This is a genomic window from Mesorhizobium sp. L48C026A00 (assembly GCF_000502375.1).
Classification (GTDB): Bacteria; Pseudomonadota; Alphaproteobacteria; order Rhizobiales; family Rhizobiaceae; genus Mesorhizobium; species Mesorhizobium muleiense.
Genome location: NZ_AYWU01000017.1, coordinates 35,934 through 62,521 on the forward strand (window position 1 = coordinate 35,934; position 26,588 = coordinate 62,521).

21 protein-coding genes, 2 pseudogenes and 1 riboswitch are annotated in these 26,588 nt (G+C 62.8%); of the genes and pseudogenes, 12 read left to right on the top strand and 11 right to left on the bottom strand.

Annotated elements, in window-relative coordinates:
- Nucleotides 1–5: 5 nt before the first annotated feature.
- Entirely contained in the window at nt 6–1,121 is a 1,116-nt protein-coding gene (gcvT, locus tag X738_RS66405; RefSeq protein WP_023801060.1) for a glycine cleavage system aminomethyltransferase GcvT, read from the bottom strand.
- Between the two features lie 152 nt (nt 1,122–1,273).
- Nucleotides 1,274–1,361: riboswitch (glycine riboswitch) on the bottom strand.
- A gap of 164 nt (nt 1,362–1,525) precedes the next feature.
- Between gcvT and X738_RS66410 the strand changes: the two genes are divergently transcribed.
- The gene (locus X738_RS66410; protein ID WP_023801061.1) at nt 1,526–2,524 is read left to right on the top strand and encodes a hypothetical protein; all 999 of its coding nucleotides are present in this window, start codon (nt 1,526–1,528) and stop codon (nt 2,522–2,524) included.
- 43 nt (nt 2,525–2,567) lie between these two features.
- On the opposite strand, the gene X738_RS66415 is transcribed toward X738_RS66410, so the two are convergent.
- From X738_RS66415 to X738_RS66430, 4 genes are all read right to left on the bottom strand, one after another.
- Nucleotides 2,568–3,356: a molybdopterin-binding protein gene (locus X738_RS66415; RefSeq protein WP_023801062.1), complete on the bottom strand. Its 789-nt coding sequence runs from the start codon at nt 3,354–3,356 to the stop codon at nt 2,568–2,570.
- Between the two features lies 1 nt (nt 3,357).
- A complete protein-coding gene (locus X738_RS66420) occupies nt 3,358–4,239 on the bottom strand; it encodes a cytochrome b/b6 domain-containing protein (RefSeq protein ID WP_023801063.1) in 882 nt (293 codons plus the stop codon).
- A gap of 114 nt (nt 4,240–4,353) precedes the next feature.
- A complete protein-coding gene (locus X738_RS66425) occupies nt 4,354–5,037 on the bottom strand; it encodes a DUF1345 domain-containing protein (protein ID WP_023801064.1) in 684 nt (227 codons plus the stop codon).
- A 109-nt stretch (nt 5,038–5,146) separates the two neighbouring features.
- Complete coding sequence (locus tag X738_RS66430; RefSeq protein WP_023801065.1) at nt 5,147–6,586, bottom strand: caspase family protein; 1,440 nt, start codon at nt 6,584–6,586, stop codon at nt 5,147–5,149.
- A 416-nt stretch (nt 6,587–7,002) separates the two neighbouring features.
- Here X738_RS66430 and X738_RS66435 point away from each other — a divergent pair, with 416 nt between their 5' ends.
- On the top strand, nt 7,003–8,100 hold the full coding sequence (locus tag X738_RS66435; protein WP_023801066.1) for an autotransporter outer membrane beta-barrel domain-containing protein: 1,098 nt from the start codon (nt 7,003–7,005) through the stop codon (nt 8,098–8,100).
- Here X738_RS66435 and X738_RS66440 read toward each other — a convergent pair.
- Both X738_RS66440 and X738_RS66445 read right to left on the bottom strand, forming a co-directional pair.
- Nucleotides 8,097–8,564: a YaiI/YqxD family protein gene (locus X738_RS66440; RefSeq protein ID WP_023801067.1), complete on the bottom strand. Its 468-nt coding sequence runs from the start codon at nt 8,562–8,564 to the stop codon at nt 8,097–8,099. The two genes, X738_RS66435 and X738_RS66440, sit on opposite strands and share 4 nt — an antisense overlap.
- A 279-nt stretch (nt 8,565–8,843) precedes the next feature.
- Nucleotides 8,844–9,971 (bottom strand): S-(hydroxymethyl)glutathione dehydrogenase/class III alcohol dehydrogenase, encoded by a 1,128-nt coding sequence (locus X738_RS66445; RefSeq protein ID WP_023801068.1) that lies wholly within the window; start codon nt 9,969–9,971, stop codon nt 8,844–8,846.
- A 199-nt stretch (nt 9,972–10,170) separates the two neighbouring features.
- On the opposite strand from X738_RS66445, the gene X738_RS66450 reads away from it, so the two are divergent.
- The 5 genes from X738_RS66450 to X738_RS66470 all read left to right on the top strand — a co-directional run bounded on the left by X738_RS66450 (nt 10,171) and on the right by X738_RS66470 (nt 18,005).
- Nucleotides 10,171–12,183, top strand: coding sequence for an acetyl-CoA carboxylase biotin carboxylase subunit (locus tag X738_RS66450; protein ID WP_023801069.1), 2,013 nt, complete (start codon nt 10,171–10,173; stop codon nt 12,181–12,183).
- A 12-nt stretch (nt 12,184–12,195) separates the two neighbouring features.
- Nucleotides 12,196–12,426, top strand: coding sequence for a hypothetical protein (locus X738_RS66455; protein WP_023801070.1), 231 nt, complete (start codon nt 12,196–12,198; stop codon nt 12,424–12,426).
- Between the two features lie 27 nt (nt 12,427–12,453).
- Nucleotides 12,454–15,981, top strand: a complete 3,528-nt coding sequence (dnaE, locus tag X738_RS66460) for a DNA polymerase III subunit alpha (RefSeq protein ID WP_023801071.1) — start codon at nt 12,454–12,456, stop codon at nt 15,979–15,981.
- 106 nt (nt 15,982–16,087) lie between these two features.
- Nucleotides 16,088–17,098, top strand: a complete 1,011-nt coding sequence (locus X738_RS66465; protein WP_023801072.1) for a methyltransferase — start codon at nt 16,088–16,090, stop codon at nt 17,096–17,098.
- 103 nt (nt 17,099–17,201) lie between these two features.
- Complete coding sequence (locus X738_RS66470) at nt 17,202–18,005, top strand: potassium channel family protein (protein ID WP_023801073.1); 804 nt, start codon at nt 17,202–17,204, stop codon at nt 18,003–18,005.
- A gap of 103 nt (nt 18,006–18,108) precedes the next feature.
- Here the strand turns inward: X738_RS66470 and X738_RS66475 are convergent, their stop codons facing one another.
- A complete protein-coding gene (locus X738_RS66475; RefSeq protein ID WP_023801074.1) occupies nt 18,109–18,990 on the bottom strand; it encodes a DMT family transporter in 882 nt (293 codons plus the stop codon).
- A gap of 154 nt (nt 18,991–19,144) precedes the next feature.
- Here X738_RS66475 and X738_RS66480 point away from each other — a divergent pair, with 154 nt between their 5' ends.
- Nucleotides 19,145–19,651 carry a hypothetical protein gene (locus X738_RS66480; protein ID WP_023801075.1) on the top strand — a complete coding sequence of 169 codons (507 nt, stop codon included), beginning with the start codon at nt 19,145–19,147 and terminating at the stop codon, nt 19,649–19,651.
- A gap of 96 nt (nt 19,652–19,747) precedes the next feature.
- On the opposite strand, the gene X738_RS66485 is transcribed toward X738_RS66480, so the two are convergent.
- Entirely contained in the window at nt 19,748–21,076 is a 1,329-nt protein-coding gene (locus X738_RS66485; protein WP_031255653.1) for a DNA polymerase IV, read from the bottom strand.
- Between the two features lie 68 nt (nt 21,077–21,144).
- On the opposite strand from X738_RS66485, the gene X738_RS66490 reads away from it, so the two are divergent.
- From X738_RS66490 to X738_RS84980, 3 genes and pseudogenes are all read left to right on the top strand, one after another.
- Nucleotides 21,145–21,720, top strand: a complete 576-nt coding sequence (locus X738_RS66490; RefSeq protein WP_023801077.1) for a GNAT family N-acetyltransferase — start codon at nt 21,145–21,147, stop codon at nt 21,718–21,720.
- 123 nt (nt 21,721–21,843) lie between these two features.
- Nucleotides 21,844–22,566 (top strand): annotated as a pseudogene (locus X738_RS66495) (DUF6065 family protein).
- Nucleotides 22,567–23,134: 568 nt separating this feature from the next.
- On the top strand, nt 23,135–23,629 hold the full coding sequence (locus X738_RS84980; RefSeq protein ID WP_156942628.1) for a hypothetical protein: 495 nt from the start codon (nt 23,135–23,137) through the stop codon (nt 23,627–23,629).
- On the opposite strand, the gene X738_RS66505 is transcribed toward X738_RS84980, so the two are convergent.
- Both X738_RS66505 and X738_RS66510 read right to left on the bottom strand, forming a co-directional pair.
- Nucleotides 23,611–24,402: an anti-sigma factor family protein gene (locus tag X738_RS66505; RefSeq protein WP_023801079.1), complete on the bottom strand. Its 792-nt coding sequence runs from the start codon at nt 24,400–24,402 to the stop codon at nt 23,611–23,613. The two genes, X738_RS84980 and X738_RS66505, sit on opposite strands and share 19 nt — an antisense overlap.
- On the bottom strand, nt 24,399–24,941 hold the full coding sequence (locus X738_RS66510; protein WP_023801080.1) for an RNA polymerase sigma factor: 543 nt from the start codon (nt 24,939–24,941) through the stop codon (nt 24,399–24,401). The genes X738_RS66505 and X738_RS66510 overlap by 4 nt, the downstream gene beginning before the upstream one ends.
- A gap of 125 nt (nt 24,942–25,066) precedes the next feature.
- Between X738_RS66510 and X738_RS89145 the strand changes: the two are divergent.
- A pseudogene (locus X738_RS89145) lies at nt 25,067–26,491 on the top strand (S8 family serine peptidase).
- Nucleotides 26,492–26,588: the final 97 nt, after the last annotated feature.

Genomic DNA, 26,588 nt, shown 5'->3' on the forward strand with positions numbered 1-26,588 from the left:
GAAGTTCATCCTTTGCGGTAGCGATGCGGCGTGAAGGGCAGGGGATTGATATCGACCGGGATTTTGGTCCCGCGAACGTCGGCGAAGAGTTTTGTGCCTGGTTTGGCCAGCGACGTCTGGACGTAACCCATGGCGACCGGATGGCCGGCCGAGGGGCCGAAACCGCCGGAGGTGACGTGGCCGGCGGGATTGCCGTCGGCATCGAAAAGGGTTGCACCGGCGCGCACCGGCTGGCGGCCTTCCGGCTTCAGTCCGACGCGTTTTTGCGCCGGGCCGCGCTCCAGGATGGCACGCAATGCGTCGGCGCCGATGAAAGCGCCAGTGGCGCGAACCTCCTTCGGGATCGCCCACATCAGCCCGGCGCTGGCCGGGTCGATCTCAGGCGTGATGTCCAGTCCGTGCAGGCACAGCCCCGCTTCGAGCCGCAGGCTGTCGCGGGCGGCCAGCCCAACCCATATCACGCGCTCGTCCTCGAGCAGTTTGGCGACGAGATTTCGCGCATCCGCTTCCGGCAGGCCGATCTCGAAACCGTCTTCGCCGGTATAGCCCGAGCGGCTCATGAACCAGTTTTCGCGGGGCTCGAAGCCGTGCATGAACAGCAGCGATCCGGTTTCTATGCCGGCGCGCGACAGGGCGGCCCAGGCTTCCGGCCCCTGGATCGCCAGGAAGACGCGATCCAGTGCTTCAATCTTGGCGTCAAAGTCCCCCTTGGCATCAAAGTCGGCAAGCTCACGAAGGTGTTTTTCGTCGGCTTCGGCATTGCCGGCATTGGCGACGACCATGAAGCGTTGCCGGCCGAGCCTGGTGACGATCAAATCATCGATGATGCCGGCCGCTTCACTGAGAAAGAACGTGTATTTGGACTGGGAAATCTCAAGCGCGCCGGCGTCGAACGGGCAGGCACGATTGAGCAGTGCTTCAGCGCCCGAGCCACTGATCTCGAACAGCTTCATGTGTGAGATGTCGAACAGGCCGGCATGTTCGCGGGTATGAAGGTGCTCCTTCATCACGCCGGCCGGATAGGTGAGCGGCATCGACCAGCCGGCGAACGCGCCAAAGCGCGCACCGGCGGCCAGGTGCAGGTCTTCGAGGGGAAGGTGCTTGGTGTCGTTGCCCGTCATGTCGTCTCCAGAGTCGCACGCAATCGGTCGCGAATGGCGACCAGTCCGTGCCCCTCTGTCTGAAGCCTGAGAGACTCGCGCCCCGTAACTCTGTCGGCAGCGCTTACACCTTCGGCGCGGGGCGAAAAAAACCCCGACTTTCCAGAGTGTCTTTCCCGTCTACGGTTCTTTTTGCCTGAGAGATTTCGGGCGATTTCCCCTTCGGCGGCAGCTCTCGCTGCTCTCTCCCGCAAACAGGTAGGACTCAATTTGAGCCCTCGACTCGTCATCCATAGCCTGTCGGCGACACCTTGTCACCTGCCAGCGACAGCTTACCGGCAAGTCTTCGCTAACCACGCGGTTTGCCGGTTTCTCAAGGAACTGCGGATATGTTGGGTCCAAGCGACGTATGGATGGGAAACGAAATGGGCGAATTGAAGAGCGCTCCGGTGGCCGAGCTGGCCTCGAAAAATCGGGTCACAGCGGAAGACGTGGTCATGCTGCGCCGCGAGGTGTTCGGGGACGGGGTGGTGACGCGCAGCGAGGCCGAGGCGCTGTTTGCGCTCGACGCGATAAAAGGAGACAAATGCGCGGAATGGCCGGGTTTTTTCATCGAAGCCATCACCGACTTCATCGTTCATCAGGAAAAGCCGGTGGGCTATATCTCGCAGGACAATGCCGACTGGCTGGTCCGAGCGATTTCGCGTGACGGCATGGTCGACAGCCTGACCGAACTCGAACTGCTCGTGCATGTGCTGGAAAAGGCGAAATCGTCGCCGAACGGGCTTTGCGCCTATGCGCTGGAGCAGGTCGCCCATGCGGTCATCGACGGCAAAGGGCCGCTGATGCACGGCGGCAAGCTGGTTCCCGGGCTGTTCGCCAAGGCGGAGGTCGAGCTTCTGCGCCGCATCCTCTATGCCTATGGCGGCGACGGCAACATTGCCATCACCCGCGTCGAGGCAGAGGTGCTGTTCAAGATCAACGAGCGGATCGCGGCAGCCAACAACGATCCGTCGTGGAATGATCTGTTCGTCAAGGCGATCGCCAATTACGTCATGTGCTCGGCCGGCTACGAAGCGCCGATGCGCGACGTGGCGCTGCGCCAAGATGCTTTCCTGGAGCAGGCCGATCCAGAGATCGGCGGTTTTTTCGGCCGCATGGTATCGGGCGGTCTCGCCGGCATAATGGAAGCCTATCGCGCGCCGGGCGATATCGAATCCGAATGGGAATCGAAGAACAAGGCAGCCGAGGCGCTGGCCCGCCGCGCCGAAACGATCGACGCGGGCGAGGCGAAATGGCTGGCCGAGCGCATCGGCAGCGACCGGCCGCTGCATGAGAACGAGCGCGCGCTGCTGACACTGATCAAGCATGCCTCGGCGGAAATCCATCCGGCGCTCAAGCCGCTGATCGACAAGGTCGCTTGAGCAAAAAGCGCAAAACGCTGATCGGAATGGCGGAGCTATGGCGTCAAATGCCGCCGTACCAGTCGTAGCCATTGTCCTCCCAGTAGCCGCCCCTGCCGCCGCCGATAGCGGCGAAACTGTCGACCAGTTCGATCTTGCGGAGATACTTTGGCATCTTGTAGCCGATCTGGCGCTCGACGCGGACACGCAGCGGCGCGCCGTTCTCGACCGGCAACGGCTTGCCGTTCAGGCCATAGGCAAGGATCGTCTGCGGGTGACGGGCATCGATCAGGTCGATCGAGCCGTAATATTTGATGTCGCCGGACAGGCTGCGGTCGATCGTGTCGAGGCAATGGAACATCACGTAGCGCGCCTGCGGCTTGACCACCGCCTGATCAAGCACCAGCGACAGCGGCGTGCCGGTCCATTTGGCGATGCAACTCCAGCCTTCGACGCAGTCGTGGCGGGTGATCTGGGTGCGGCTTGGCATGTTTATCAATTGCTCGCGGGTCAGCGACAGCGGCTTTTCGACGAGGCCGGAAACCTCGAGGCGCCAGTCGGCGAAATTGTTGGCGAGCAGGCCCTTGTAGACATCGTCGTCCGGCGCGGTGACGCCGTTCGGCCGCTGCGGCTGGCGAATGTCGGCCTCGGTGAATTCCGGCGCCAGCGAATCGCCGGCAAGCAGGCGTTGCGCGCGCCAGGTCAGGCCGTTGGCGCCTTCGAGGAAGCTGCGCAGGCCGTCGCCGACGCGAAGCTGGCTGTCGAAGGCATCGCAACCCGACAGCATGATGCCGGAGACGCCGAGGCTGGCCGAGGTCAGGAATTTTCTGCGGCTGATCACAAACTTCGGCATCTCACGCACCCCTCTGCGGCGCCTTGCTGCCATGCGCCGGCGGATCGGTCCGGTACCAGCCGGTGATGATGGAACGCAGCTCGTTGATCGGGCCGGCGGCGAAGATCATCAGCATATGGATGATGAAAAAGGCGACGAGCAGCAGCATTACGATGAAATGAATGGTCCGCGCCGTCTGCCTGCCGCCAAGCAGATCGTTGAGGAATGGCAGCGCCGCATTCATGCTCGGCGACATGGCAAGGCCGGTGATGATCATCAGCGGCAGCAGCACGAACATCACGCCGCCATAGGCCATCTTCTGCAGCGTGTTGTACTCGCGTCTGTGGTGGAACTTGAATTTGGCATGATCGACGATGTCTCGCGGCAAGCGCCTGAGATCGTCGATGCGAGGGACAAGATCGCGGCGCAGATGACCGTTGACCAGGCTGGCGACCAGCCACACGACCAGGGTCGTGGTCAGTATCCAGGCGAAAAAGAAATGGACGACGCGGGCGGTGCCGAGGTCGTAATAGGAGGGGATCGTCGCCCAGGACGGGAAGGCGCGGGACGTCTCCCGACCCGCCGGCCCCGACCAGCCGAGCACACCGGTTGTATCGAAGCGCTTGCCGAAGATTTCGGTGTAGCCGTGCGGGCCGTTTGCGGTGTTCTCGGCGCCGATGGCGAAGATGGTGTTGTTATACGCGAATCCCGATTCCTTGCCGATATAGAGCTGGGGGCGGGCGTTGAAGATCTGCAGGCCGGAAAGCAGCATGAAGAACAGCGAAATGGCCCAGAGCCAGTGCGTCAGCCGCGTCCAGCGCGACTGCCGGTAGATCAGCGTCGCATCCTTCGGCGCGGCAGCATCTGGCCCGACAGTGGATTGGCTCCTTGCAAGCGATTGCATTTTTTTGCGTCCTCCCGGCCGTTCAGCCGGCCTTTCCGATCGTTCTCCTCCCAATACGTTGCCAGCCAAAGCGATGTTTCATCCGATCACGGAATTATTACGGCCTGCCCGATACTACTGGCTCCCGAGACTGACGGCGAGGTTGACCGCGGCGGCGACGATCACTGTATTGAAAAAGAACGACAGGATCGAATGCAAAAGCACGATGTGACGCATTTGCCGGGTCGAGACCGCGGTATCGGAAGTCTGTGAGGTCATGCCGACGGTGGTCGAGAAGTAGAGGAAATCCCAGCCGTCCGGCCGCTCCTTACCGGCAAATACGAGGCCGCCGACGGGCTTTTTCTGCTTCGCTTTGCTGCCCGGGTCGGTCTCTTCATCGTTGACCCAGTAAACATGCGCGTAGTGCAGCGCTGTCATGGCGTGGATGGTGAACCAGCCGAGCGGGATCGACAGCAGCGCGAAGGTGAGTTCGACAGGGTGCGCGCTGCCCTCGCGATTGATCAATTGGAACAGCGAGATGATGGCAACGGTGACGACAATCAGCGTCACCGCAAAGATGACCAGCACCGGCTGGTCGGTGGCGCGGGCATTCTTGCTCAGATAGCGGCCGGTGAGCAGCGGCATCTGGGCGACGACGATGACGGTGTAGGCGGCGAAAAACACATTGGCGCCGATCGAAACGGCGAGCGGAGTGCGCAGGACCAGCGCGATCGCCAGTGCCACCACACCGATGCAGGCCGACACCGCGAACTGCATGTGGCGGTGCAGTGGTTTCTTCAGGGGCAGCTCGGTCGTCATGGCCCGGTTGTCTTACGCGCAAACGACGTTGTAGCTCTTTTGAATCTGCGCATGCCTGCGCCACTCTCCGCGAGGATCGGCTCGCCACAGGGGAAACACATCAAACGCTCTAGAAAACGCCGCCGATCCCAATGCCGCCGCTGATGTCGGGCGGCGGTGCAGCCGGACGCGAGGATTGCTGCTGCGACCTTGCGGCTTTTCGGCTGCCCGCCCCCTTGCGTGCCGGAGCCGCCTCCGATGCCACCTTCGCCGGCTTGATCTTCCGAACGACCACCGGATCCTTGCAAACCCGCCCGGAGTGCAGGAACAGGTCACTCAGGAGCTCAACCGTAGGCTCGGTCGCGGATGCGGTTCTCGCGGTATTTTTGTAGTAGTTGGTGAGCGCACGCATGGAGCCCTTGCCCCAACTTCCGTCCACTGTCATCCGATAGCAGCCCAAACGTCGCAATTCGGTCTGGATGCTTCGCGCGAGATCGGTCGCTTTTTTGGAATCCGTTTCAGTCGCCGAAGTACCGACGATCAGCGCTTCAAGTCCGGAGACGATGCTCTGCTTGGCCCCCTCAAGGCTGGCGACCTGCGTGCCGGCGGGCTTGGCCGCAGCGTCGGGTAAGGGCGAAACCTCGACCGAACGCAATGCCTGGCCAACGATCAGCACGGCCGTCTGCAGGTCGTTGGAAGCGAGCTCGACCTTCAACCTCTCCTTGGCGGCAGGATCGGCCAGGATGCGCGACAGGCTGGCACTGAGCTGGGCCGGGTCGAGCACTTGCTGCTCGGTGAAGTAAAACTGCTCGCGAAGGTTCGACTGATCCCACGGAACCTGACGCCCGATGGTGATTGCCTCGGTCTCGTTGCGCACCCGGATCATCATATCCGAAATGCTGAGCCCGGGAATCTCGACGTTCTTCAACAGTGCCGTGGTGAAGGGGCTGTTGTCGCCGGAGCCGTCAACAGCAACGTTGCCAGGCTGTGTTGCAAAGGCAATGAACGTGTTTTCACCGACTTCGATCTGCGCGAGGCCGTCCATGGCGCTGGGGCCTTTGCCCATCGGGTTGTTACGACAGGCATCAAGAAACACGAAGGTCTGCCTTTCACGGCTGGCAAATCTCGAAATCACATCGTTGAGCTTGACCGCGCCGCCGATCAACTCCTGCAGGTTCTCGGCGCTGGGCGTATCGACCGGCAGAAGATAGTTCTCGCCCCCGAGCTGCACGCCGTGGCCAGCGTAGAAAATGAGGACAGCACTGGCGCTTGCCAACTTGCCCTCGGCTTGTTTGAAAAGCTTGGTGAACCCGTCGGACGACAGGTTGGTTGCCGTTAGCACATCGAATTTCAGCCTCTTCAGGCTTTCAGAGATTCTGGCGGCGTCGTTTGCAGCATTGGCCAGATGCGGGAGACGGGCGCCCCGGTAGTCGGAATTGCCGATGACAATCGCCAGCCGCTTGCTCGGCTGAGGCGACTTGCCTTCCTCGACCGCGGCTTGAGCGCCGAGGGATCCGACAAGTGAAACCAGCAGGACCACAGCAATGCGCAGGAGGAGACGACAACTCATGGCAAGGGCTCGTTTCGGCGCGTGACATCTTCAAGTCGCCGAAGTGTCCGCCCGACTGGCGCCGTTCCGCTCAAGCGCTGGAATGGTTTCTCCGAAGACCGACGCAATTTTTACACCATAACCCATGTCAAAGGAAGCGTAGGACGCGACCCGCTTCGATCTGGCTGAGCTCGGTTTCCCTGTGTGGATGCCTCGGGGGTCCAGCCGGAAAGTAGCCGCCGCAGCCATTTTGGTCCGCCGGAAGCGGTCCACTCGAAATCATATCCACGGCAGAGATAATTTGTTATGCTCCTACCGACGCTGGCTTAGTGTTGCACCCGCATCTACCGCAGTCAGTGATGTTTTTCATAGTTCAACTGCGCATTGCATGTCCTGATATTTAAGCCAGACGACACAAGTAGCAGGGGAAGGGGACAATGAAAGGCAAGAGTTGGCGTTTGCGCCTGTGCGCGAGTTCAATTTCGATTGGCGCTGCATTGGTTTTCCTGCCTTCGAAGGCAAACGCCTGTATTGTCGAGGAGAGTGAAGGAGAGGGCACCTTCCTGCTGCCGGGTTGCTATGCCGGCGTGACAGTCAATAGCGCGATCGTCGACACGTCCCTGGATGCGCTTCTCAAATTGTCTGACGACATCATCCAGGCGGGAGTCGGCCCAGGGGTCGGCCCAGCAAATGCAGCTCCGCCGACCCAGTCTTCACCGTTCGGCGTGTTCGCTTCCGGCCAGTTGGCCCACACGGAGCATGACGGCTTCATCGTTGCGAGCGATTTGGGCGTCCATGACGGACCGAGTTTCGATGTCGATGAATTCTCCGCTGCCGTCAGTGTCGACTTCAATGCGGCAAAGCATTTCGGGTTCGACAGCAAGCATGGTTTGAACCTGGGGCTGTTCGGCGGTTATGCCTCGGCTGACGTCAATGCCGACGATTTCGGAGTTGGAGACGCGACCAACAGAAGCGGCATGTTCGGCGGCTATGGGCTTTATCGTCACGGCACCAGCTATGCTCTTGTCGCCGCCTCGGCGTTCCTGGGCAACACGGACGTCGAGGGAAATGACGCCAGCTACGACACGCAAGGCTACGCGATAACAGGGTCGATCGGCCGCATCTTCAACTTGACCGATCGCGTGCGTTTCGATCTTCGCGGCGGGCTGTTGGGTGTTACCTTTACCGGCGACGGATACAGGGACGACTCCGGCTTTGAATTCGGAAAGAGCCGTTTATCGTTTGGCGCGATCAAGTTCGACCCTGGGGTTTACGCGGATTATCAGCTCGGAAACGGCATGGTGATCAGCCCCTATGCGCGCGCCGATCTGCAGCAGCGTTTCGGCTATTCGAACACGGCAAGCGTTTCTGGCCTGAAGAGCGATTTTGAGGATGCGGACTTCTCGGTGGCGCTGTCCTCCGGCTTCAATCTGAAGATGTCTTCATCGACAACCGTCAGCACTGAAATTCGCGGCAAATGGTCCGAGGACAGTTCAACCGTCAGCGGCAAGCTGGGCCTCAAGATCGCGTTCTAATCCGGTGCGGCGGATTTCAGCGCACGCCGCAAGGTGCGGTCGAGCTCGCCGAGAAACCGCGAGCGGTCCTGCGGCGCGAAACTGGCATTGTAGCCCTTGCTTTCGCCGGTCTCGCGCAGATGCTGCTTGAGGTCGCGCATCGCCACCGCCATGCCGATCGTTTCCGGCGTGAACGGGCGTCCAGTCGGCCCCAGCACATGGGCGCCGAGCGCCACCGTGCGGGCGGCAAGCGGGATGTCTGATGTCACGACGATGTCGTTGGGCTTGGCATTGTCGACGATCCAGTCGTCCGCCGCGTCGGCGCCTTTGGACACGACGACGTTGCGGATCATCGGATCGCGCGACGGACGCAGGCCGCCATTGGAGACAAAGGTGACGACGACGCCGTGGCGCCCGGCGACCTTCTCGACTTCGGCCTTAACCGGACAGGCATCGGCATCGACGTAAATGGCAGGTGCGGGCATGGTTCGTTCCAACGCGTATGGAGCCGGGCGATTTCGCTTGGCTGTTCGAGCGGTCAAAGGTCGGCGCTGCCCCTCATTGCCCTGCCGGGCATTTCTCCCGTATAGTGACGGGGAGAAAGACGCCTTCGCAAAGGATTTCGCCAATCTTCAGCGTGGCAGAAAGCGCGCCGACGTTGCGATCAGCCCCTTCTCCCCGTCACTATACAGGGAGAAGATGCCGGCAGGCAGATGAGGGGCAGCGCAAACCTAAGCGATTGTCTTGCTCTTCGCGGGTTCTCGTCAATAAACCACCACGCTCCTGATGCTCTTGCCCTCGTGCATCAGGTCAAAACCCTTATTGATGTCCTGCAGCTTCAGCGTGTGGGTGATCATCGGATCGATCTCGATCTTGCCGTCCATGTACCAGTCGACGATCTTCGGCACGTCGGTGCGGCCGCGCGCGCCGCCGAAGGCGGTGCCCATCCAGGTGCGTCCGGTGACCAGCTGGAATGGCCGCGTCGAGATCTCCTGGCCGGCGCCGGCAACGCCGATGACGACCGACTTGCCCCAGCCGCGGTGCGATGCCTCAAGCGCTTGGCGCATCACCTTGGTGCTGCCGGTGCAGTCGAACGTATAGTCGGCGCCACCGATCTGGTCGGCGCCGCGTTTGGTCATGTTGACGAGATAGGGCACGATATCGCCATCGATCTCCTTCGGATTGACGAAATGCGTCATGCCGAATTTCTCGCCCCATTGCTTCTTGTCGTTGTTCAGATCGACGCCGATGATCATGTCGGCGCCGGCAAGGCGCAGTCCCTGGATGACGTTGAGGCCGATGCCGCCGAGGCCGAAGACGGCGGCCGTCGCGCCGATCTCGACCTTGGCTGTGTTGATCACCGCGCCGATGCCGGTGGTGACGCCGCAGCCGATGTAGCAGATCTTGTCGAAGGGCGCGTCGGGATTGACCTTGGCAAGCGCGATCTCGGGCAGCACGGTGAAGTTGGAGAAGGTCGAGCAGCCCATATAATGGAAGATCTTGTCCTTGCCCATCGAGAAGCGCGACGAGCCGTCCGGCATCAGCCCTTGCCCCTGCGTGGCGCGGATCGCGGTGCACAGATTGGTCTTTCTGGACAGGCAGGATGGGCATTGCCGGCATTCCGGCGTGTAGAGCGGGATGACGTGGTCACCCTTCTTGACCGAGGTGACGCCCTTGCCGACATCGACGACGATGCCGGCGCCCTCATGGCCGAGGATCGCCGGAAAAATCCCTTCGGGATCGGCGCCCGACAGCGTGAACTCGTCGGTGTGGCAGATGCCGGTCGCCTTGATCTCGACCAGCACCTCGCCGGGCTGAGGGCCGTCGAGGTCGACCTCCAGGATTTCGAGCGGCTTTCCGGCGGCGACAGCGACAGCGGCACGGGTTTTCATCGGGGCTCTCCTCTCAAGCCAAATCGGCAATCGAGGCGAGCTTTAGCGTATCTGCAGGTTCTGGACTATGGGACGAATTGACAGTTCGTAGCGCGGTTTTGGTCGGCACCAGCCGACTTACGCCCGGATATGCGCCTACGTGCCTTGACCGGCCGGGCCAAGCCCATAAAAGAAAGGCAGCCGAGGGAACAAAACCCGTATGTTCACAAAAATCCTGATCGCCAATCGTGGCGAGATCGCCTGCCGCGTCATCAAGACGGCGCGCAAGATGGGCATAGCCACCGTCGCGGTCTATTCGGACGCCGATCGTGACGCCGTGCATGTCGAGATGGCCGACGAGGCTGTCCATATCGGGCCTTCGCCGGCGTCTGAGAGCTATCTGGTGCCGGAGAAGATCATTGCCGCCTGCAAGGCGACGGGTGCTGAAGCCGTGCATCCCGGCTACGGGTTTTTGTCCGAACGCGCCTCCTTCTGTGAAGCGCTGGAGCAGGAAGGCATCGTCTTCATCGGCCCGAAACCCGGAGCGATCAGGGCGATGGGCGACAAGATCGAATCGAAGAAATTCGCCAATGCAGCCAGGGTCAGCACGGTGCCCGGCTGGCTCGGCGTCATCGAGAATGCCGGTCATGCCGAGAAAATAGCCGGCGAGATCGGCTATCCCGTGATGATCAAGGCCTCGGCCGGCGGCGGCGGCAAGGGCATGCGCATCGCCTGGAGCAAGGCCGAGGTGCGCGACGGGTTCGACCGGGCGCGGTCGGAGGCCAAAAGCTCGTTCGGTGACGACCGCGTCTTCATCGAAAAGTTCGTGGTCGATCCGCGCCACATCGAGATCCAGGTGCTGGCCGACGCACATGGCAACGCGCTTTATCTCGGCGAGCGCGAATGCTCGATCCAGCGCCGCAACCAGAAGGTCGTCGAAGAGGCGCCTTCACCTTTCCTCGACGCCAGGACCCGGAAAGCCATGGGCGAGCAGGCGGTGGCGCTGGCCAGTGCGGTCGACTACCAGAGCGCCGGCACGGTCGAGTTCATCGTCGATAGTGAAAAGAACTTCTATTTCCTTGAAATGAATACGCGATTGCAGGTCGAGCATCCGGTGACCGAGCTCGTCACCGGCATCGACCTAGTCGAGCAGATGATCCGCATAGCGGCCGGCGAAAAGCTCGCCATCAAGCAAAGCGACGTCAGGCTGAACGGCTGGGCGGTGGAAAGCCGGCTCTACGCCGAGGACCCGTATCGCAATTTCCTGCCGTCGATCGGGCGGCTGACGAGATACCGGCCGCCGGAGGAGGGACGGTTCGGCGACATCGTCATCCGCAACGATACCGGGGTTGCCGAGGGTTCGGAAATCTCAATGTTCTATGACCCGATGGTCGCCAAGCTGTGCACCTGGGCGCCGACGCGGCTCGCGGCAATAGACGCCATGTCGGAAGCGCTCGACAGTTTTGTCGTCGACGGCATCGAGCACAACATGCCGTTTCTGGCAGCACTTATGCAGCATCCGCGCTGGCGGGAAGGGCGGATATCGACCGCCTTCATATCAGAGGAATATCCGGACGGCTTCGCGCCGATTGTGCCTGATAGCGAGGAAAAGGCCGTGCTCGCAGCCATCGCCACCGCGGTCGAACTGCTGCGCCGCGACCGGCTCGACCGGCTGGGCGGGCGGCTGGCGCCGCATTCGGGTGTGCTGAAACGGGACTGGGTGGTCAAGATCGGCAAGGATTACCTTTCGGCCTGCGTTATCGAAGGCATGATCTCCATTCCGATGGAGCTCGGTGTGTCGATCGACGGTGGCACGGCGCTGACGGTGGCGTCCGACTGGCGGCCGGGCGATCTCGTCTGGCGCGGCACGGTCGGCGAGCGAAGAATCGCCGCGCAGGTCAGGCCGGTGCCGAACGGGCTTCGCATCGCCTGGAAAGGCATGTCGGTGAGCGCACGCGCCATGCTGCCGCGCATCGCCGAACTCGAAAGGCTGATGCCGGAAAAAGTGGCGCCCGACACCTCCAAGATGCTGCTCTGCCCGATGCCCGGCCTCGTCGTGTCGATCGCCGTTGCCGAAGGGCAGGAGGTCAAGGCCGGCGAGACGCTGGCGGTCGTCGAGGCGATGAAGATGGAAAACGTGCTGCGCGCCGAGCGCGATCTCACCGTGTCGAAACTCAAGGCAAAACCGGGCGACAGTCTCGCCGTCGACGCGGTGATCATGGAATTTGCGTGAGGCTGAAAAAACATGCTCGACACCAATCTGGGTCGTTGGAGATTGGCGAAAGCCGCGATGACGGCCAATCTCCCCCGCAAGGGGAGATCGGCAGCTTCGCCGACCGCGCCTGCCGCGGCGATGAGCAGCGCAGACCTCAGGCGATTGCTCTACACCGTCATTAGCACTGATCGCGAGGTCGCAACTTCCTCAATTGCTGGACTCGCATCGTCCGGTGCCGGACAATACATCCTCATCGACTGAGTCTTTTTGAGGCGGCGCTAAAAAACCATGGCGAATGAGATACTTCCCCGCGATCCGTTGCGGCGCGAGGCCTTTGTGAAGGCGTCGCGGCCGGAAGCGCCGGCGCGTCCGTTCATTCATCTGCGCGTGCATTCGGCCTATTCGCTGCTCGAAGGCGCTTTGCAACTCGGCACGGTCGTCGCCCATGCGGTCAGGGATGACGCCCCGGCCATTGCCGTCACCGACACCAATAATCTGTTCGGCGCACTCGAATTTGCGCAAAAGGCGGTGAAGGAGGGTATCCAGCCGATCATCGGCTGCCAGACCGCTCTCGCTTTTTCCGGCGAAGCCAGCGACAGCCAGCGCGACCGCAGGCGGCAAGGCCCGGAAATGCGGCCCGTGGTTTTGATCGCGGCGACCGAGGCCGGCTACAGCAATCTGGTCAGGCTGGTCAGCCGGGTCTATTTGGAAACGCCGCCCGGCGAGGACGTGCATCTGACGACCGAGATGCTGCAAGGCCATTGCGACGGCCTGATCTGTCTCAGCGGCGGGCCGCGCGGCCCGATCGGCAACGCGCTGAAAGAGGACCGCCGCGACCTCGCCGAGACGCGGCTTCTGGCGCTCAAGGCGCTGTTCGGCGACCGGCTCTATGTCGAGCTGGAACGGGTTTCCGGTTATGACCGGGCCATCGAGAAATCGTCAGTCGACCTCGCCTATATCAATGACTTGCCGTTGGTTGCCACCAACGAGGCGTTTTTCTCCTCGCGCGACGACTATGAGGCGCATGACGCGCTGATCGCCATCGCCGAAGGGTCGGTCGTCGCCGTCGACAATCGCCGGCGGCTGTCGCCCGACAATTTTCTGAGAAGCCAGGCTGACATGGCGAGGCTGTTCGCCGATCTGCCGGAAGCGATCGACAACACCGTCGAAATCGCGCTGCGCTGCTCCTACTATCCCAAGACCCGCAACCCGATCCTGCCGCGCTTTGCCGGCGGCGATGTCGCCGACGCCGATGCGGCGGTGAAGGCGGAGGCGCAGGAGCTTGCCAGACAGGCGCATGAAGGACTGGAGGCGCGGCTCGCCGCGCACGGCCTGGCCCCCGGCTACACGGTCGAGCAATACCGCGAACGGCTGGAATTCGAGCTCGGCATTATCGAGAAGATGAAATTCCCCGGCTACTTCCTGATCGTAGCCGACTTCATCAAATGGGCGAAGGCGCAAGGCATTCCGGTCGGGCCGGGGCGCGGCTCGGGCGCCGGCTCGCTGGTCGCGTATTCGACGACCATCACCGACATCGACCCGCTGCGCTTCTCGCTGCTGTTCGAGCGCTTCCTCAATCCCGACCGCGTGTCGATGCCCGACTTCGACATCGATTTCTGCCAAGACCGGCGCGAGGAGGTCATCCGCTACGTCCAGCAGAAATACGGACGCGACCAGGTCGGCCAGATCATCACCTTCGGCACGCTGCAGGCCCGCGCGGTGCTGCGCGATGTCGGCCGCGTGCTGCAGATGCCCTATGGCCAGGTCGACAAGCTCAGCAAAATGGTGCCGTCGAACCCGGCCAATCCGGTCAAGCTCGCCGACGCCATCGCCAACGAGCCGCGCTTTGCCGAGGAGGCGGCGCGCGAGCCGATCGTGCAGACACTGCTCGACATGGCGCAGAAGCTGGAAGGGCTCTACCGCCACGCCTCGACGCACGCCGCCGGCATCGTCATCGGCGACCGGCCGCTGTGGGAGCTGGTGCCGATGTACCGTGACCCGCGCTCCGACATGCCGGTCACCCAGTTCAACATGAAGTATGTCGAGCAGGCCGGGCTGGTGAAGTTCGACTTCCTCGGCCTGAAGACGCTGACGGTGCTGGAGACCGCGGTCAAGCTGATCCGCCGCCGCGGCATCGAGATCGATCTCGCCCACATTCCGCTCGACGACCCCGACACCTACGCCATGCTGTCACGCGGCGAAGTGGTCGGCGTGTTCCAGGTGGAAAGTGCCGGCATGCGCAAGGCGCTGATCGGCATGCGGCCCGACTGCATCGAGGACATCATCGCGCTGGTCGCGCTTTACCGGCCGGGCCCGATGGAGAACATCCCGACCTACAACGCCAGAAAGCATGGCGAGGAGGAGATGGCGTCGATCCATCCGAAGATCGACCATCTGGTCAAGGAGACGCAAGGCGTCATCGTCTACCAGGAGCAGGTGATGCAGATCGCGCAGGAGCTTGCCGGCTATTCGCTCGGCGAAGCCGACCTGCTGCGTCGCGCCATGGGCAAGAAAATCCGTGCCGAGATGGACAAGCAGCGCGAGCGCTTCGTCTCGGGCGCGATCGAGCGTGGCGTCGGCAAGCCGCAAGCCGACTTCATCTTCGACCTGCTGGCAAAGTTCGCCGATTACGGTTTCAACAAGTCGCATGCCGCCGCCTATGCGGTCGTCTCCTACCAGACGGCCTATCTGAAGGCGCACTACCCGGTCGAATTCCTGGCCGCGTCGATGACACTCGACATGGGCAACACCGATAAACTCGCCGATTTCCGCCAGGATGCGCTGCGCCTCGGCATCGATGTCGTGGCGCCGTCGGTGATATCAAGCTTCCGCGCCTTCGAAGTCGCCGAAAACCGGATCTTCTATTCGCTGGCCGCGCTCAAGGGCGTCGGCGACGCGGCGGTCGAGCATATCGTCGCCGTGCGCGGCGAAAAACCGTTCAAGAACCTCGCCGATTTCTGCGAAAGGGTCGACCCGAAGATCGTCGGCAAGCGCGTCTTCGAAAGCCTGATCATGGCCGGCGCGCTCGACTGCTTCGGCCACGACCGCGCCGCGATGATGGCGGGCGTCGAGCGGATGATGGGGCTGGCGTCGCTGGCGCAGCAGAATGCAATATCGGGCCAGCACGACATTTTCGGCGCCTCGCTCGGCGCACAGTCGCAGGCGCTCAACCTGCCGGCGACCGACCCGTGGCTTGCCGCCGACCGCCTACACCGCGAATTCCAGGTGGTCGGTTTTTATCTCTCGGCGCACCCGCTGGACGAATACAAGGCGGCGCTGCAGAAGATGCGGGTGCAGACCTGGGCCGAGTTCTCGGCCGCCGTCAAACGCGGTGCTGCCGCCGGGCGGCTTGCCGGCACCGTCACCACCAAGCAGGAGCGAAAGACGCGCACCGGCAACAAGATGGGCGTCGTGCAGTTCTCCGACACGTCGGGCCAGTATGAAGCAGTGCTGTTTTCCGAAGGTCTGGCGCAATATCGGGACCTGCTCGAGCCCGGCCGTTCGGTGGTGATCACAGTTTCGGCCGAGGACAGGCCCGAAGGCGTCAATTTGCGCATCCAGACGGTGCAGTCGCTGGAGGGCGAGGCAAGCCGCATCCAAAAAGCCTTGCGCATCTTTGTCAGGGACGACAGGCCGGCGTCGGCGATTCAATCGCAGCTTACCCAGCGCGGCGACAGCCAGGTGAGCATCATCGTCATCAAGGATGAGGCGCAGGGCGAGGTCGAGATCGAACTGCCCAACCGCTACCGCGTCTCGCCACAGATCGCGTCGGCCATGCGCGCGGTGCCGGGCGTGGTGGAAGTTGAGTTGGTGTGAGCTAGCGACCGTATTCCGCCAGCCCGGGTCGCATTGCCCGGTGACCATGCCGCTGGTATTGTGAGCTCGGCGGCCTGGCTCTTTTTGGCGGCCGGGGGAGCGCGTCATGGATGAGCGGACAGCCGCTGCCGAACTCCAGAAAATGGTCAATGGCTTCCAGGTGTCTCAGGCGATATGCGTCGCCGCCACGCTGGGCATCGCAGACCATCTGAAGGACGGGAAACGCACCAGCGGCGAACTTGCCGCGTTGACCAATACTCATCCGCAGGCGCTTTACCGGCTGCTGCGCGCCCTTGCGTCGGTCGGCGTGTTCCATGAAGCGGAAGACCGATCCTTCTCGCTGACCCCGGTTGGCGGTGCGTTGCGATCCGACGTTCAGCATTCGGTCGCGCCATGGGCGATACTGGCCGGGCGGCCCTATTTCCGTCAGGCATGGAGCGATCTGCTGCACAGTGTCAGCACCGGCGAAAACGCCTTTCGCCACGCTCATGGCAAGGGCGTTTGGGAATATCGGGCCGAGCATCCGGAAGAGTCCGTCATCTTCGACCGGGCGATGACGGCGATGTCGCGTGGCGTCGCCGCCGCGGTGCTCGCGGCCTATGACTTCCGGCGGTTCTCTGTCGTTATGGATGTAGGGGGCGGGCAGGGCGCGCTGCTTGCCGAAATCCTCCGCCGCAATCCCGGCCAGCGCGGCATTCTATTCGATCAGCCGCAGGTCGTGGCGAAGGCCGGCCCGGTCTTTGACGCCGCGGGTGTGGCCGATCGCTGCGACATCGTCGCCGGCGATTTCTTCGTCTCGGTGCCCGAGGGCGCCGATGCGATTGTGCTCAAATGGATCCTGCATGACTGGGACGACGACACAAACATCCGGATCCTGAAAACCTGCCGCAGGGCGATCCGCCTAGAAGGCAAACTGCTGGTGCTCGAGAGCATTCTGGCGCCGCCCAACGAAGGCGCCGGCGCAAAATTCGGCGATCTGAACATGCTGGTCATGCCGGGCGGGCAGGAGCGCACGGCGGAAGAATTCAGGTTGCTGCTTGCGGCGTCGGATTTCCAGGTCGCGAATATCGTTGAAGCCGGACCTCGCATCAGCGTCATCGAGGCGAAACCGGTCTGAATGCTTTCCGGGTCCGAAACGCTCCGGATGTTCTCAAGCCACAGCGGCTTGCCTCTGCTCTGCCCTCTGGACGGCTGTCGCGGCGAGCGTTATCGCAGTTGTCATGAAGGCGCCGGAAAGTGACGGAGTGCAGGAGTTTTCAGCCCTGGCACGGCTGCGCGACAAATTGCGCAAGCTTTATCACGGGCGCACGCGCGCGGCTTTCCGGTTTCAGCTGGCGGCTGTTATCATTGACCTTGCCATCATCGCCTTCTTCATCGCCACACCGGTGATCCAGGAATCGTCCTCGTTCCTCTGGCTCGATTATTCAGTGGCAGCGCTTGTCGCCGTCGACATGATTGCCCGGCTGCTGGCGTCAAACGACATGCTGCGCCTGATGAAACAGCCGACGTCGTGGGTCGACGCATTCATCCTGCTGACGCTGCTGATGCCTACAACGCTGGCCAATCTGGGTTTTCTGCGCATATTGCGGCTGTGGTCGCTGTCGCGCAGCGGCGCGCTGTGGCGGTTTTTCGAGATGCGCGGCCTCAAAAAATGGCGCGAGGCAAGCCACGCAGTCATCAATCTCCTGACATTCCTGTTTGTCGTCACCGGTTTCGTCTACACCTTTTTCTTCCGCACCGGGGCCGGTCTCGAAGGCTATGTCGATGCGTTGTATTTCACCGTCGCCACGGTGACCACGACCGGCTTCGGCGACATCGTCCTGCCGGGGATAGCCGGCAAGCTCACCGCCATCGTTACCATGATCATCGGCATATCGCTGTTCGTCAGGCTGGCGCAGGCGCTCTTCCGTCCCAACAAGGTCTTCTTCCCGTGCCCGCAATGCGGCCTCCAGCGGCATGAAGCCGACGCCGTCCACTGCAAGGCCTGCGGGCATCTCCTCAACATACCCGACGAAGGCGACTGAAATGCGAGGCTAAGCGCGGTTTTGTGGAACCAAAACCGCGCGGTAGCTCTTTGCTTTGACGCATTTTGTCGGACGCCAAACGAAGATGTTTGGCCGCAAAATGCTAAGACGCTGCCACTTCCGCTGGTTTGGTCGCCTTTTTCTGCAGATTAAGCAGATTGCCCAGCAGGATCAGCAAGGCGCCCCCGGCGGTGAAGGCGTCGATCTGCTCCTGATACAGCAGCCAGCCGATCAGCGCCGACAGCGGCACGCGCAAAAAGTCCATCGGCGAGATGACGGTGGCGTCGGCATAGGCGAGTGCACGCGCCATGCAGAAATGCGACGACATGCCGGTGAAGGCGATCAGCAGGATCCACGGCCACAGTTCGAGCGGCGGGTTGCGCCATTCGTAGAACGCCGGGACAAGGCCGAGCACGGACTGGATGACCAGCATCCAGAAGATGATGGACACGACGCTGTCCGTCCGCGTCAGCGATTTGACCAGGACCACGGATATGCCGAAGCAGACCGCGGCACCCAGCACGACAACATGTCCCGGATCGACCGAGCCGACGCCCGGACGGACGATGATCAGCACACCGATCAGCCCGAGCACGATCGCTGCAAGTCTGGGCCGGCTTAGTCTTTCACCAAGAAAGCCGACCGCCAGAATGGCCGTCCAGATCGGCGTCGTGAATTCGATGGAGATCAGCACGGCCAGCGGGATCAATGTCAAGGCGTAGAGCCATGCCGCCTGGCCGACAAAATGGACGACGTTGCGGGCGATATGGGCGGTGGGGCGTTTGCTGCGCATCGCCGCAAAACCGCCTGACATCATCACCAGCGGCAGGAGGATGAACAGGCCGATCACCGATCGCAGCTCCAGCACCTGGAATACATTGAGCTCGGCCGTCGTGGCGCGGCCGGCGACCGACATCGTCAGAAACGATGCGATCGACAGCGCCATCCAGAACGCAGCCTTGGGGATCGAGGGCGAGGGTGCCATGCGCGCTATGTCGCAAGTCGGGACTTTCACCGCAACCGCTAGTCGACGCATTCGGCTGGGCCAGAGCGGCGCGTTGCAAAACGGTCATGTTGAGGGCGGAACCCGCCGTCACGGCGAGCGTTGGTCCAACAGCCAGTTCAAGGGGAGAGATCCAATGAAATCATGTGCACGATTTGCACTCGCCGGCTGCCTGACGGCTGCCGCCGGCGCGGCTCATGCCGACGAGGCCGATTTTCTTCGCTCGTTCGAGGGGAATTTTGCCGGCAAGGGCACCGTCAAGGTAACCACCGAGGCGCCGACGGTGAACGTCTCCTGCCGCTTCAATTCCGACGCGACATCGAGTTCACTGTCGCTGGACGGCACCTGCCGCGGTCTCGTCGTGGTGACGCGCGCCATCAGTGCCGACCTGAAGTCCAGCGGGACGAAGTACACCGGCACCTATGTCGGATCCCGCACCGGGCCGGCGCAGCTCAGCGGCAAGCGCTCGGGCAATGCGATCAATCTCGGCATCCGCTGGGCGAAGGAGGTCAACGGCGATCGTACCGCGCAAATGACCGTCGAGAAAAACGGCGAGGACGGCATGCGGCTGACCGTTATCGACGTCGACCCAAAAACCGGCGAGCGCGTGACGACCAGCCGGATCGATTTGCGACGCATCTGAAGAGGCCTGCTTTACCCATCTTGCTTGGGCGTGATCCTTCGGAAACTGGATCCGCTTTTCGCTTGCGCGGACCTTAGGTTCGGGGTCATGCTTAAACTAGTCCTCGATCGGCTCGGGCGGGTGGGCATTGCGGCCCTTGCCGAAGGTGTAGCCGGTCTCCACCGCCCTGCTGCCGAACTTGTCGCGCAACCTGTCGATGGCGCTTTCGGCCATGGCACGCTTGCGTGACTGGATATCGACGAGGTCGGGCGGATCGGCCTTTTCGTCATTCGAGAGGTCGCTGACGCCGATGCCGAGCAGCCGGTATCGGGTGCCGTCCGCCTCCTTGCGCAGCAGCTCGAGCCCGGTCGAGAAAATGCGGTCGGCCAGCCGTGTCGGGTCGCCGAGCTGCCGGTTGCGCGTGCGGGTCTTGAAATCCTGCGTCTTCAGCTTCAGCACGACGGTGCGCCCGGCAATGCCGGATTTCTTCAGCCGCCCCGAGACTTTTTCCGACAGCGCTCTCATCACCGAAACCAGTTGCTCGGGGGAGGCGATGTCGGCGTCGAAAGTGGTCTCTGCCGAGACGCTTTTCGCATCCTGGTCGGGGTGGACGCGGCGGTCGTCCTCGCCGCGTGAAAGATGGTAGAGCCGGTCGCCCATCACGCCGTAGCGGCGCATCAGGTCGCCGCGCTCCATGCGCTGCAACTGGCCGATGGTGCGGATGCCGTCGCGCTCAAGCGTGGCGGCGAAGGCTTTTCCCACCCCCCAGATCAGCGTCACCGGCTGCTCGGCCAGAAAGCCGGTCGCCTCGGCCTCGCCGATCACCGAAAAGCCGCGCGGCTTGCGAAAGTCCGACGCTACCTTGGCCAGGAACTTGCAGTAGGAAAGGCCTGATGAAACGGTGATGCCGATCTCTTTCTCCACACCCAACGCGAAGCGCGCCAGCACCACCGCCGGCGGCAGACCATGCAGGCGCTCGGTGCCGGCAAGGTCCAGAAACGCTTCGTCGATGGAGATCGGCTCGACCAGCGGCGTCAGCGCCTGCATCATGGCGCGCACCTCGCGGCCGACGCGACGATATTTTTCCATGTCCGGCGGGATGACGACCGCTTCCGGGCAGGCTTCGAGCGCCTTGAACATCGGCATCGCCGAGCGCACCCCGTGGACGCGGGCGATGTAGCAAGCGGTGGAGACGACGCCGCGCTTGCCGCCGCCGATGATCAACGGCCGGTCCTTCAGCGCCGGGTTGTCGCGCTTTTCGACCGCCGCATAAAACGCGTCGCAATCGATATGGGCGAGATGCAGCCGATAGAGCTCCGGATGGCGGGCCAGCCGTGGACTGCCACAGCGCTCACAGCGCCGTGCCTCACCGCGCTGAAAGGTCAGGCAGTCGCGGCAAAAACCGTGATCGGGATTGTTGACAGGAACCGCCATCGCTGCGAACATAAAGAGAACAAAAGCAATGGTACGTCAGGACGGACGCCACGACAAGGCGGTGGGCCGGGAGAGAGTTCGTGAATACGACCATAGCGCCGCTGGCGCCTGAGCTTTGGGCGGATTTTGAAGATCTTTTCGGTAAGCAGGGCGCCTGCTACGGCTGCTGGTGCACACATTTCCGGCTGTCGCCGGCAGCGCGCCGCGCCAGCAACCGGGAACGCAACAAGGACCACATCAAGGCGCGGATCGAGGCCGGGCCGCCACCGGGCGTGCTGGCGTTCGAGGATGGCAAGGCGGTCGGCTGGATGCAGATCGGCCCGCGCGCCGACGTGCCCGAATGGAACAACAAAGGCAGGGGGTCGGCGCCGGTCGATCCCGCCGACGCCACCGATCCGGGCGTCTGGGCGATTTCCTGCTTCTTCATCCGCGTCAAGGCGCGCGGCCGGGGCGTGACGCACCGGCTGGTCGAAGGCGGCATCGAATTTGCTCGCCAGAATGGCGCGCGGCTGGTCGAGGCATGTCCGATCGACCTGTCGAGAGATTCGCGTTCGATCGGGCTGTTCGTCGGCTCGTCGCGGGTCTTCGAGAAAGCCGGCTTCGAGAGGCTGGTCGAGCGCAAGGCAGGCCGGCCGCTGATGCGATTGGTGCTTTAGACAATGCTGCTGTGCGCGCCGCGGCGACCGAACTATCGTCGTCGGCCTGCATATCAGACGCCCACCCGGGAATAAATCCGGCTGCGGCCCGTTTCTCCTCGGATTTTTCCAAGGAGGCCATCGATGTTTCATTTTTCCCAGACTTCTCAGAAGACTTCTCGCTCGATCCGGTTTTCCTGTCGGCCGAAAGATCATGGGGTCATCGCGCCGCCAGTGGCGGCCAAGACGGTCCTGCCAGATTGGTTCCGCAAACTGCCGCCGGTCGATGCGCAGCAAGCCTCGGCCACCAACAATGGCCTGACCGTCAAGCGCTGCATGCCTTTTCTCGACGCGATGACAACCGGCTGGATCCTGCCGCTCGCGGCGACCGTCCGCCTTGAGGTCAAGGATGGCGGCAGCGCCGTCGATGCCGGCTGGGAGTTCGACAGGGTGATGGTCAGCAATCATGGCGCGCATCAGGTCGCCGGCAATCCGAAGGAACCGGCACCGCCATGCAAATTTCACAATTAATGGTCGATCCGTACCCCGCCGGGCTGGAGTTGTCTGTTCCTGCCGCCGCTCAATCGGCCGGCTCAGCCTTTCGAATGCGTCGCCGGCATCGTCGATACCGACACCTACGCAGCCCACATCCATTTTCCGTTCTTTGCGACGGCGCCGGATGGCCTCTACGTCATCGAAAAGGGAACGCCGCTGGTCCAGGTCATACCGTTTCGCCGCGAAGATGCGGCGCTCAAGGCCGAGATCCAGGCGGAGACCGGAGCCGAGGCGACCGAGCGCGAAACGGTCTACCGCAACACGATTGCCAGCGAAGGCTGGTATCGCAAATGGGCCCGCGCGGCCCGCTAGGCTTTTTCTGGAGAACAATGCAAAACGGGGCCGCTAGGTCCCGTTTCCTTGTGGAGCGCGGCCGACTTTTAGTCGAAGCGCACCGCCGCTCAGAATAAAAGCGCTCTGTAGCGATCCTTCGCGCCCCCTCTGTCCTGCCGGACATCTCCCCCACTTGGGGGGAGATTGGCAGCTTCGCGGGACAGCGTCCTTTTTGCAAGGTTTGTGATTGGCGAAATCAGTGATGAAGGCCAATCTCCCTCCTTGTGGGGGAGATGTCCGGCAGGACAGAGGGGGGCGCTGTCCCTCGGCGATCAAAGGTTCTGCACCGCAGCAGCGCTCCAAGGTAACGGAATGGATCCCAGGGTCTGCGCCGCGTCGCTTCGCTCATTGCTGCGCCCTGACGACGTCGTGGTGGCCTATGCCAATCGCCAGCGAATGCGAAACGGGGGCCGGCTGGCCCCCGTTTGTCTGTGGATTGTTTTGAAGCGGCGGATACAAGTCGAAGCGCGCCGCCGCTCTATCGTCCGGCCGATGTCAACGCCGCCAGTTGCGCGACCACCCGCGATCCGAACCGTTCGAGTTCGAGTTGGAGGAACTGTTCGACGATGAGTTCGAATTCGAATTGCTCGAGGAATTGGAGCTGGAGTTCGAAGACGAGTTCGAATTCGAATTGCTCGACGAATTAGAGCTGGAATTCGACGAACCGTTGGACGACGAATTGGAGCTCGAATTTGAAGAGCTGTTGCCAGCGACGATGAAGGAACCGTCGCTTTGGCTGGACATTGCCGCCGGCGGACGCTCGGTTTCCGGCGCTCCCGCGGGAGACTCCTTCGCCTGCGCCGTGGTGCTCGCGAGCGCTGCCATTCCTGCGACCAGTGTCGACTTGAGCTTCCAGTGTCTTGTCATGGTAGTTACTCCTTGTTTCAGACCGGACCGGCAGTTGCGGCCCGGCGGAGTAACGGGCGATCGCCGGCTTTATTCCATTCAAAGAAAGTTGGATTCCATTTCAGAGCAAGCCGGGCCAGAGCAAGCCGGGTCAGAGCGGGCCGGGCCGTCGCAGTTTCACTTCCGGTCCTTTTGACGGATCTCGTCCAGCGCTTTGACTTCCTCCTCGGCTGACATCGGAGCGCCTGCTTCGATCGCCGAAAGATAGGCGTCGAGGGCTTCGGTCGACGAGGCCGGGGCATAGCCTCCGGCGTCGCCGGGCGCCACGACCGCGAAGCTGACGCGCCATTCGTCGCCGGAACGGCAGGCGACCGACATCACCGTGGAGCGGTCCCGCGAGTCGACCTCGAATTCGCGGCACAAATCCTGCGAATCGTTACGGAACGTAGCGATGGCCCGGAACCGGTCGCTGATCCCGGCGAGCTTGATTTCCTTGCCGGACTCGACCGTTTCAAGGGCTTGGGCCAAGCCCGGCCTGATGACGCCGGCAACCCACAAGCCGCCCTGCGTGCGTTCGTTGGTGCCTGCTGCCCAATAGCCGGCGAGCCCGCCGCCAATTGCCGCCGCGAGAGAGGCGGCAATTGGCAGCATCCATCGAGACCTCGAAGCAGGCCCTGCCAAGCGCCTGCTGCCGAAGGGCAATATCGATGCCGTCGCCGCTTTCTCGCCGGCACGCCTGGCCTCGATCATCTGCTCGACGGCCGCGACAAGTTTTTCGGGAACCGGCTCGTCGAGCAGCGGCTTCAGCGCGGCCTGCGCCTGCGCTCTGGTTTCGATGAACACAGCAATCCTGGCAACCAGACGGTCGTCCGTTTCCATCGCCTGCTCGATCCTGGCGACCATGTCTGGATCAAGCTCACCGTCGGCGAACCGCATCAGGATTTCGTCCGAAAAAGTCTCTTCGGTCATTTTGCAGCCCCTTTTGTGACCGGAGAACGGGTGGGCGCCGAAGATATTCCAGTCGCCTCCGCCAGATTCCTCCTCGCTCGGGCCAGCCTGCTCATCACCGTCCCGATCGGCACGGCAAGGACTTCCGCGGCCTCCTTGTAGGAAAGCTCTTCGACGCAGACCAGAAGCAGCACGTCGCGCTGGTCGGCGGCGAGCTCGCCTATGGCTTGCGCCACGCTGTTCAGCGCCAGCCGCGCCTCCATCTCGCGCTCACCGGAAACGCCGGCGATGTCATGGCGCTCGTCGATATCGTCCTGCGGGCCGGCGACCTTGCGCTTGCGGATGTCGTCGATCCACAGATTTCTCAGAATCTTGAACATCCACGCGTCGAAGCGCGTCCCTGGCTCGAAACGCTGCTCGTTGGCGAGCGCCCGTTCGCAGGCGCGCTGGACAAGATCGTCCGCGATGTCGCGGGACCGGCACAGCGCAATCGCGAACCGGCGCAGATTCGGCAGAAAAGCGACAAGCTGATCTTGGACGCGGTCGGCTTGTTCCGGCATGTTGCTCCAGGTTCTGGAATAAAGCGGCCCCGCGCCCGTTCCTCGCAAGGCTAGCTTATTGCCGGACAGCTCCGCTAGCCTCGTGACGTTGAAAATCGGCGACGGCCGGAAATGTGAGGGAGACCATGCGCACCACCTCCTGGTTGAGACCAAAAGCCCTGCTGCTTTTCTGGGTCGCCGTCGCATTGCTCGTCGATCCTCAGGCGCCGGGCGGCCAGCTGGCGCTCGGCGAGTTCGGGCCAAGATCGGCGTTGGCCGATGACGACGGTGGCGGTGACGATGGCGGTGGTGATGACGGCGGTCGGTCCGGCGCTTCGCCCGGTGGGTCGCGAACGACGTCCAGCCGATCGACCGGCCCGAACCTGTTTCGCGCGCTGACGGATCGGTTTCTTCCGCGCCCGCCAAGGCGCAGCGGCAGGCGCGCGCAACGGCCAGCCGCCCCTTTGCCGTCTCGGGTACCGGACCAGATCGTGGCGACCGGGCTGAATTCGGCTGAGATCGGTCGGCTTCAGGCAACCGGCTTCACCGTACTGGACCGTGCCGACATTCAGCTTCTTGGATCGGAGCTGATTCGGCTGCGCATTCCACCCAACATGCCGCTGGAGGCTGCGCGCGATCTTGTCATCGATGCCGCTCCGCAGTCGACGGCAGATTTCGTGCATTACTACCGGCCCGGACAGGAAGCTGAATGTGCCGGGCCGCACTGCGCCGCCGCGGGCCTGATCGGCTGGCCGGCCGGTAGCGGACTGCCAGCCGGCTGCGGTGGCAATGTCACGATCGGCCTTATCGACACCGCGATCAATCCTGCGCATGACGCCTTCTCGAAAGGCCGGGTCGAAGTTCTTCGCCTGTCGGACGACGGCGTTCCCGAGTCCGGCCGCCAGCACGGCACCGCCGTCGCGGCCCTGCTTGTCGGCGGCGCCGACAGCCGTACTCCCGGCCTGCTGCCGCACGCCAGGCTCATCGCGGTCGATGCGTTTCATCGGGGCGATCGCCAGGATGACCGCTCGGACGCCTAGGATCTGCTTCGCGCGCTCGACCTTCTTTCGGCGCGCGGCGTGCAGGTGACGAATATGAGCCTGTCGGGTCCTGCGAATGCGCTTCTCGAGCAGGTTGTCCGAAGACTCTCCGAACGCGGCATGGTGATCGTCGCCGCCGCCGGCAATGGCGGCCCAAAAGCCGGGCCTGCCTATCCGGCGGCCTATGCTGAAGTGATCGCGGTGACGGCGGTCGACCGCATGAAACGCCCCTACAGGCGCGCCGGTCGCGGCGAGCATATCGACCTGGCCGCTCCCGGCGTCCAAGTGTGGACGGCCGCGTCGGTCAGCGGCGCACGGCCGAAGACCGGCACCTCCTTCGCGGCGCCCTTCGTCACCGCAGCCGCTGCCTTGATGAAATCTGCAAACGGCAACGCCACCGCAGCCGACATTCAAGACGCGCTCGGCAAGTCGGCGGAAGATCTCGGCGCGCCGGGCAAGGACGACGTCTTCGGCTGGGGCCTGCTCAATGCCAGCGCCGCTTGCCTCGTCACGTCGAAGAAGGCGACCTGAAGCTCCACTGTCGATGCCGGAGGATAGCGCGGAGGGCGAAGGCTGGTTATAGACCGGCTTCCAGCCCCAACGAGGGGATTGCACCCCGACGGTTTCC

Excerpts from the sequence above, each read along its gene's own strand:
- gcvT (WP_023801060.1), bottom strand. The coding sequence starts at position 1,121 with ATGACGGGCAACGACACCAAGCACCTTCCCCTCGAAGACCTGCACCTG.
- X738_RS66410 (WP_023801061.1), top strand. The coding sequence starts at position 1,526 with ATGGGCGAATTGAAGAGCGCTCCGGTGGCCGAGCTGGCCTCGAAAAAT.
- X738_RS66415 (WP_023801062.1), bottom strand. The coding sequence starts at position 3,356 with ATGCCGAAGTTTGTGATCAGCCGCAGAAAATTCCTGACCTCGGCCAGC.
- X738_RS66420 (WP_023801063.1), bottom strand. The coding sequence starts at position 4,239 with ATGCAATCGCTTGCAAGGAGCCAATCCACTGTCGGGCCAGATGCTGCC.
- X738_RS66425 (WP_023801064.1), bottom strand. The coding sequence starts at position 5,037 with ATGACGACCGAGCTGCCCCTGAAGAAACCACTGCACCGCCACATGCAG.
- X738_RS66430 (WP_023801065.1), bottom strand. The coding sequence starts at position 6,586 with ATGAGTTGTCGTCTCCTCCTGCGCATTGCTGTGGTCCTGCTGGTTTCA.
- X738_RS66435 (WP_023801066.1), top strand. The coding sequence starts at position 7,003 with ATGAAAGGCAAGAGTTGGCGTTTGCGCCTGTGCGCGAGTTCAATTTCG.
- X738_RS66440 (WP_023801067.1), bottom strand. The coding sequence starts at position 8,564 with ATGCCCGCACCTGCCATTTACGTCGATGCCGATGCCTGTCCGGTTAAG.
- X738_RS66445 (WP_023801068.1), bottom strand. The coding sequence starts at position 9,971 with ATGAAAACCCGTGCCGCTGTCGCTGTCGCCGCCGGAAAGCCGCTCGAA.
- X738_RS66450 (WP_023801069.1), top strand. The coding sequence starts at position 10,171 with ATGTTCACAAAAATCCTGATCGCCAATCGTGGCGAGATCGCCTGCCGC.
- X738_RS66455 (WP_023801070.1), top strand. The coding sequence starts at position 12,196 with ATGCTCGACACCAATCTGGGTCGTTGGAGATTGGCGAAAGCCGCGATG.
- dnaE (WP_023801071.1), top strand. The coding sequence starts at position 12,454 with ATGGCGAATGAGATACTTCCCCGCGATCCGTTGCGGCGCGAGGCCTTT.
- X738_RS66465 (WP_023801072.1), top strand. The coding sequence starts at position 16,088 with ATGGATGAGCGGACAGCCGCTGCCGAACTCCAGAAAATGGTCAATGGC.
- X738_RS66470 (WP_023801073.1), top strand. The coding sequence starts at position 17,202 with ATGAAGGCGCCGGAAAGTGACGGAGTGCAGGAGTTTTCAGCCCTGGCA.
- X738_RS66475 (WP_023801074.1), bottom strand. The coding sequence starts at position 18,990 with ATGGCACCCTCGCCCTCGATCCCCAAGGCTGCGTTCTGGATGGCGCTG.
- X738_RS66480 (WP_023801075.1), top strand. The coding sequence starts at position 19,145 with ATGAAATCATGTGCACGATTTGCACTCGCCGGCTGCCTGACGGCTGCC.
- X738_RS66485 (WP_031255653.1), bottom strand. The coding sequence starts at position 21,076 with ATGTTCGCAGCGATGGCGGTTCCTGTCAACAATCCCGATCACGGTTTT.
- X738_RS66505 (WP_023801079.1), bottom strand. The coding sequence starts at position 24,402 with ATGACCGAAGAGACTTTTTCGGACGAAATCCTGATGCGGTTCGCCGAC.
- X738_RS66510 (WP_023801080.1), bottom strand. The coding sequence starts at position 24,941 with ATGCCGGAACAAGCCGACCGCGTCCAAGATCAGCTTGTCGCTTTTCTG.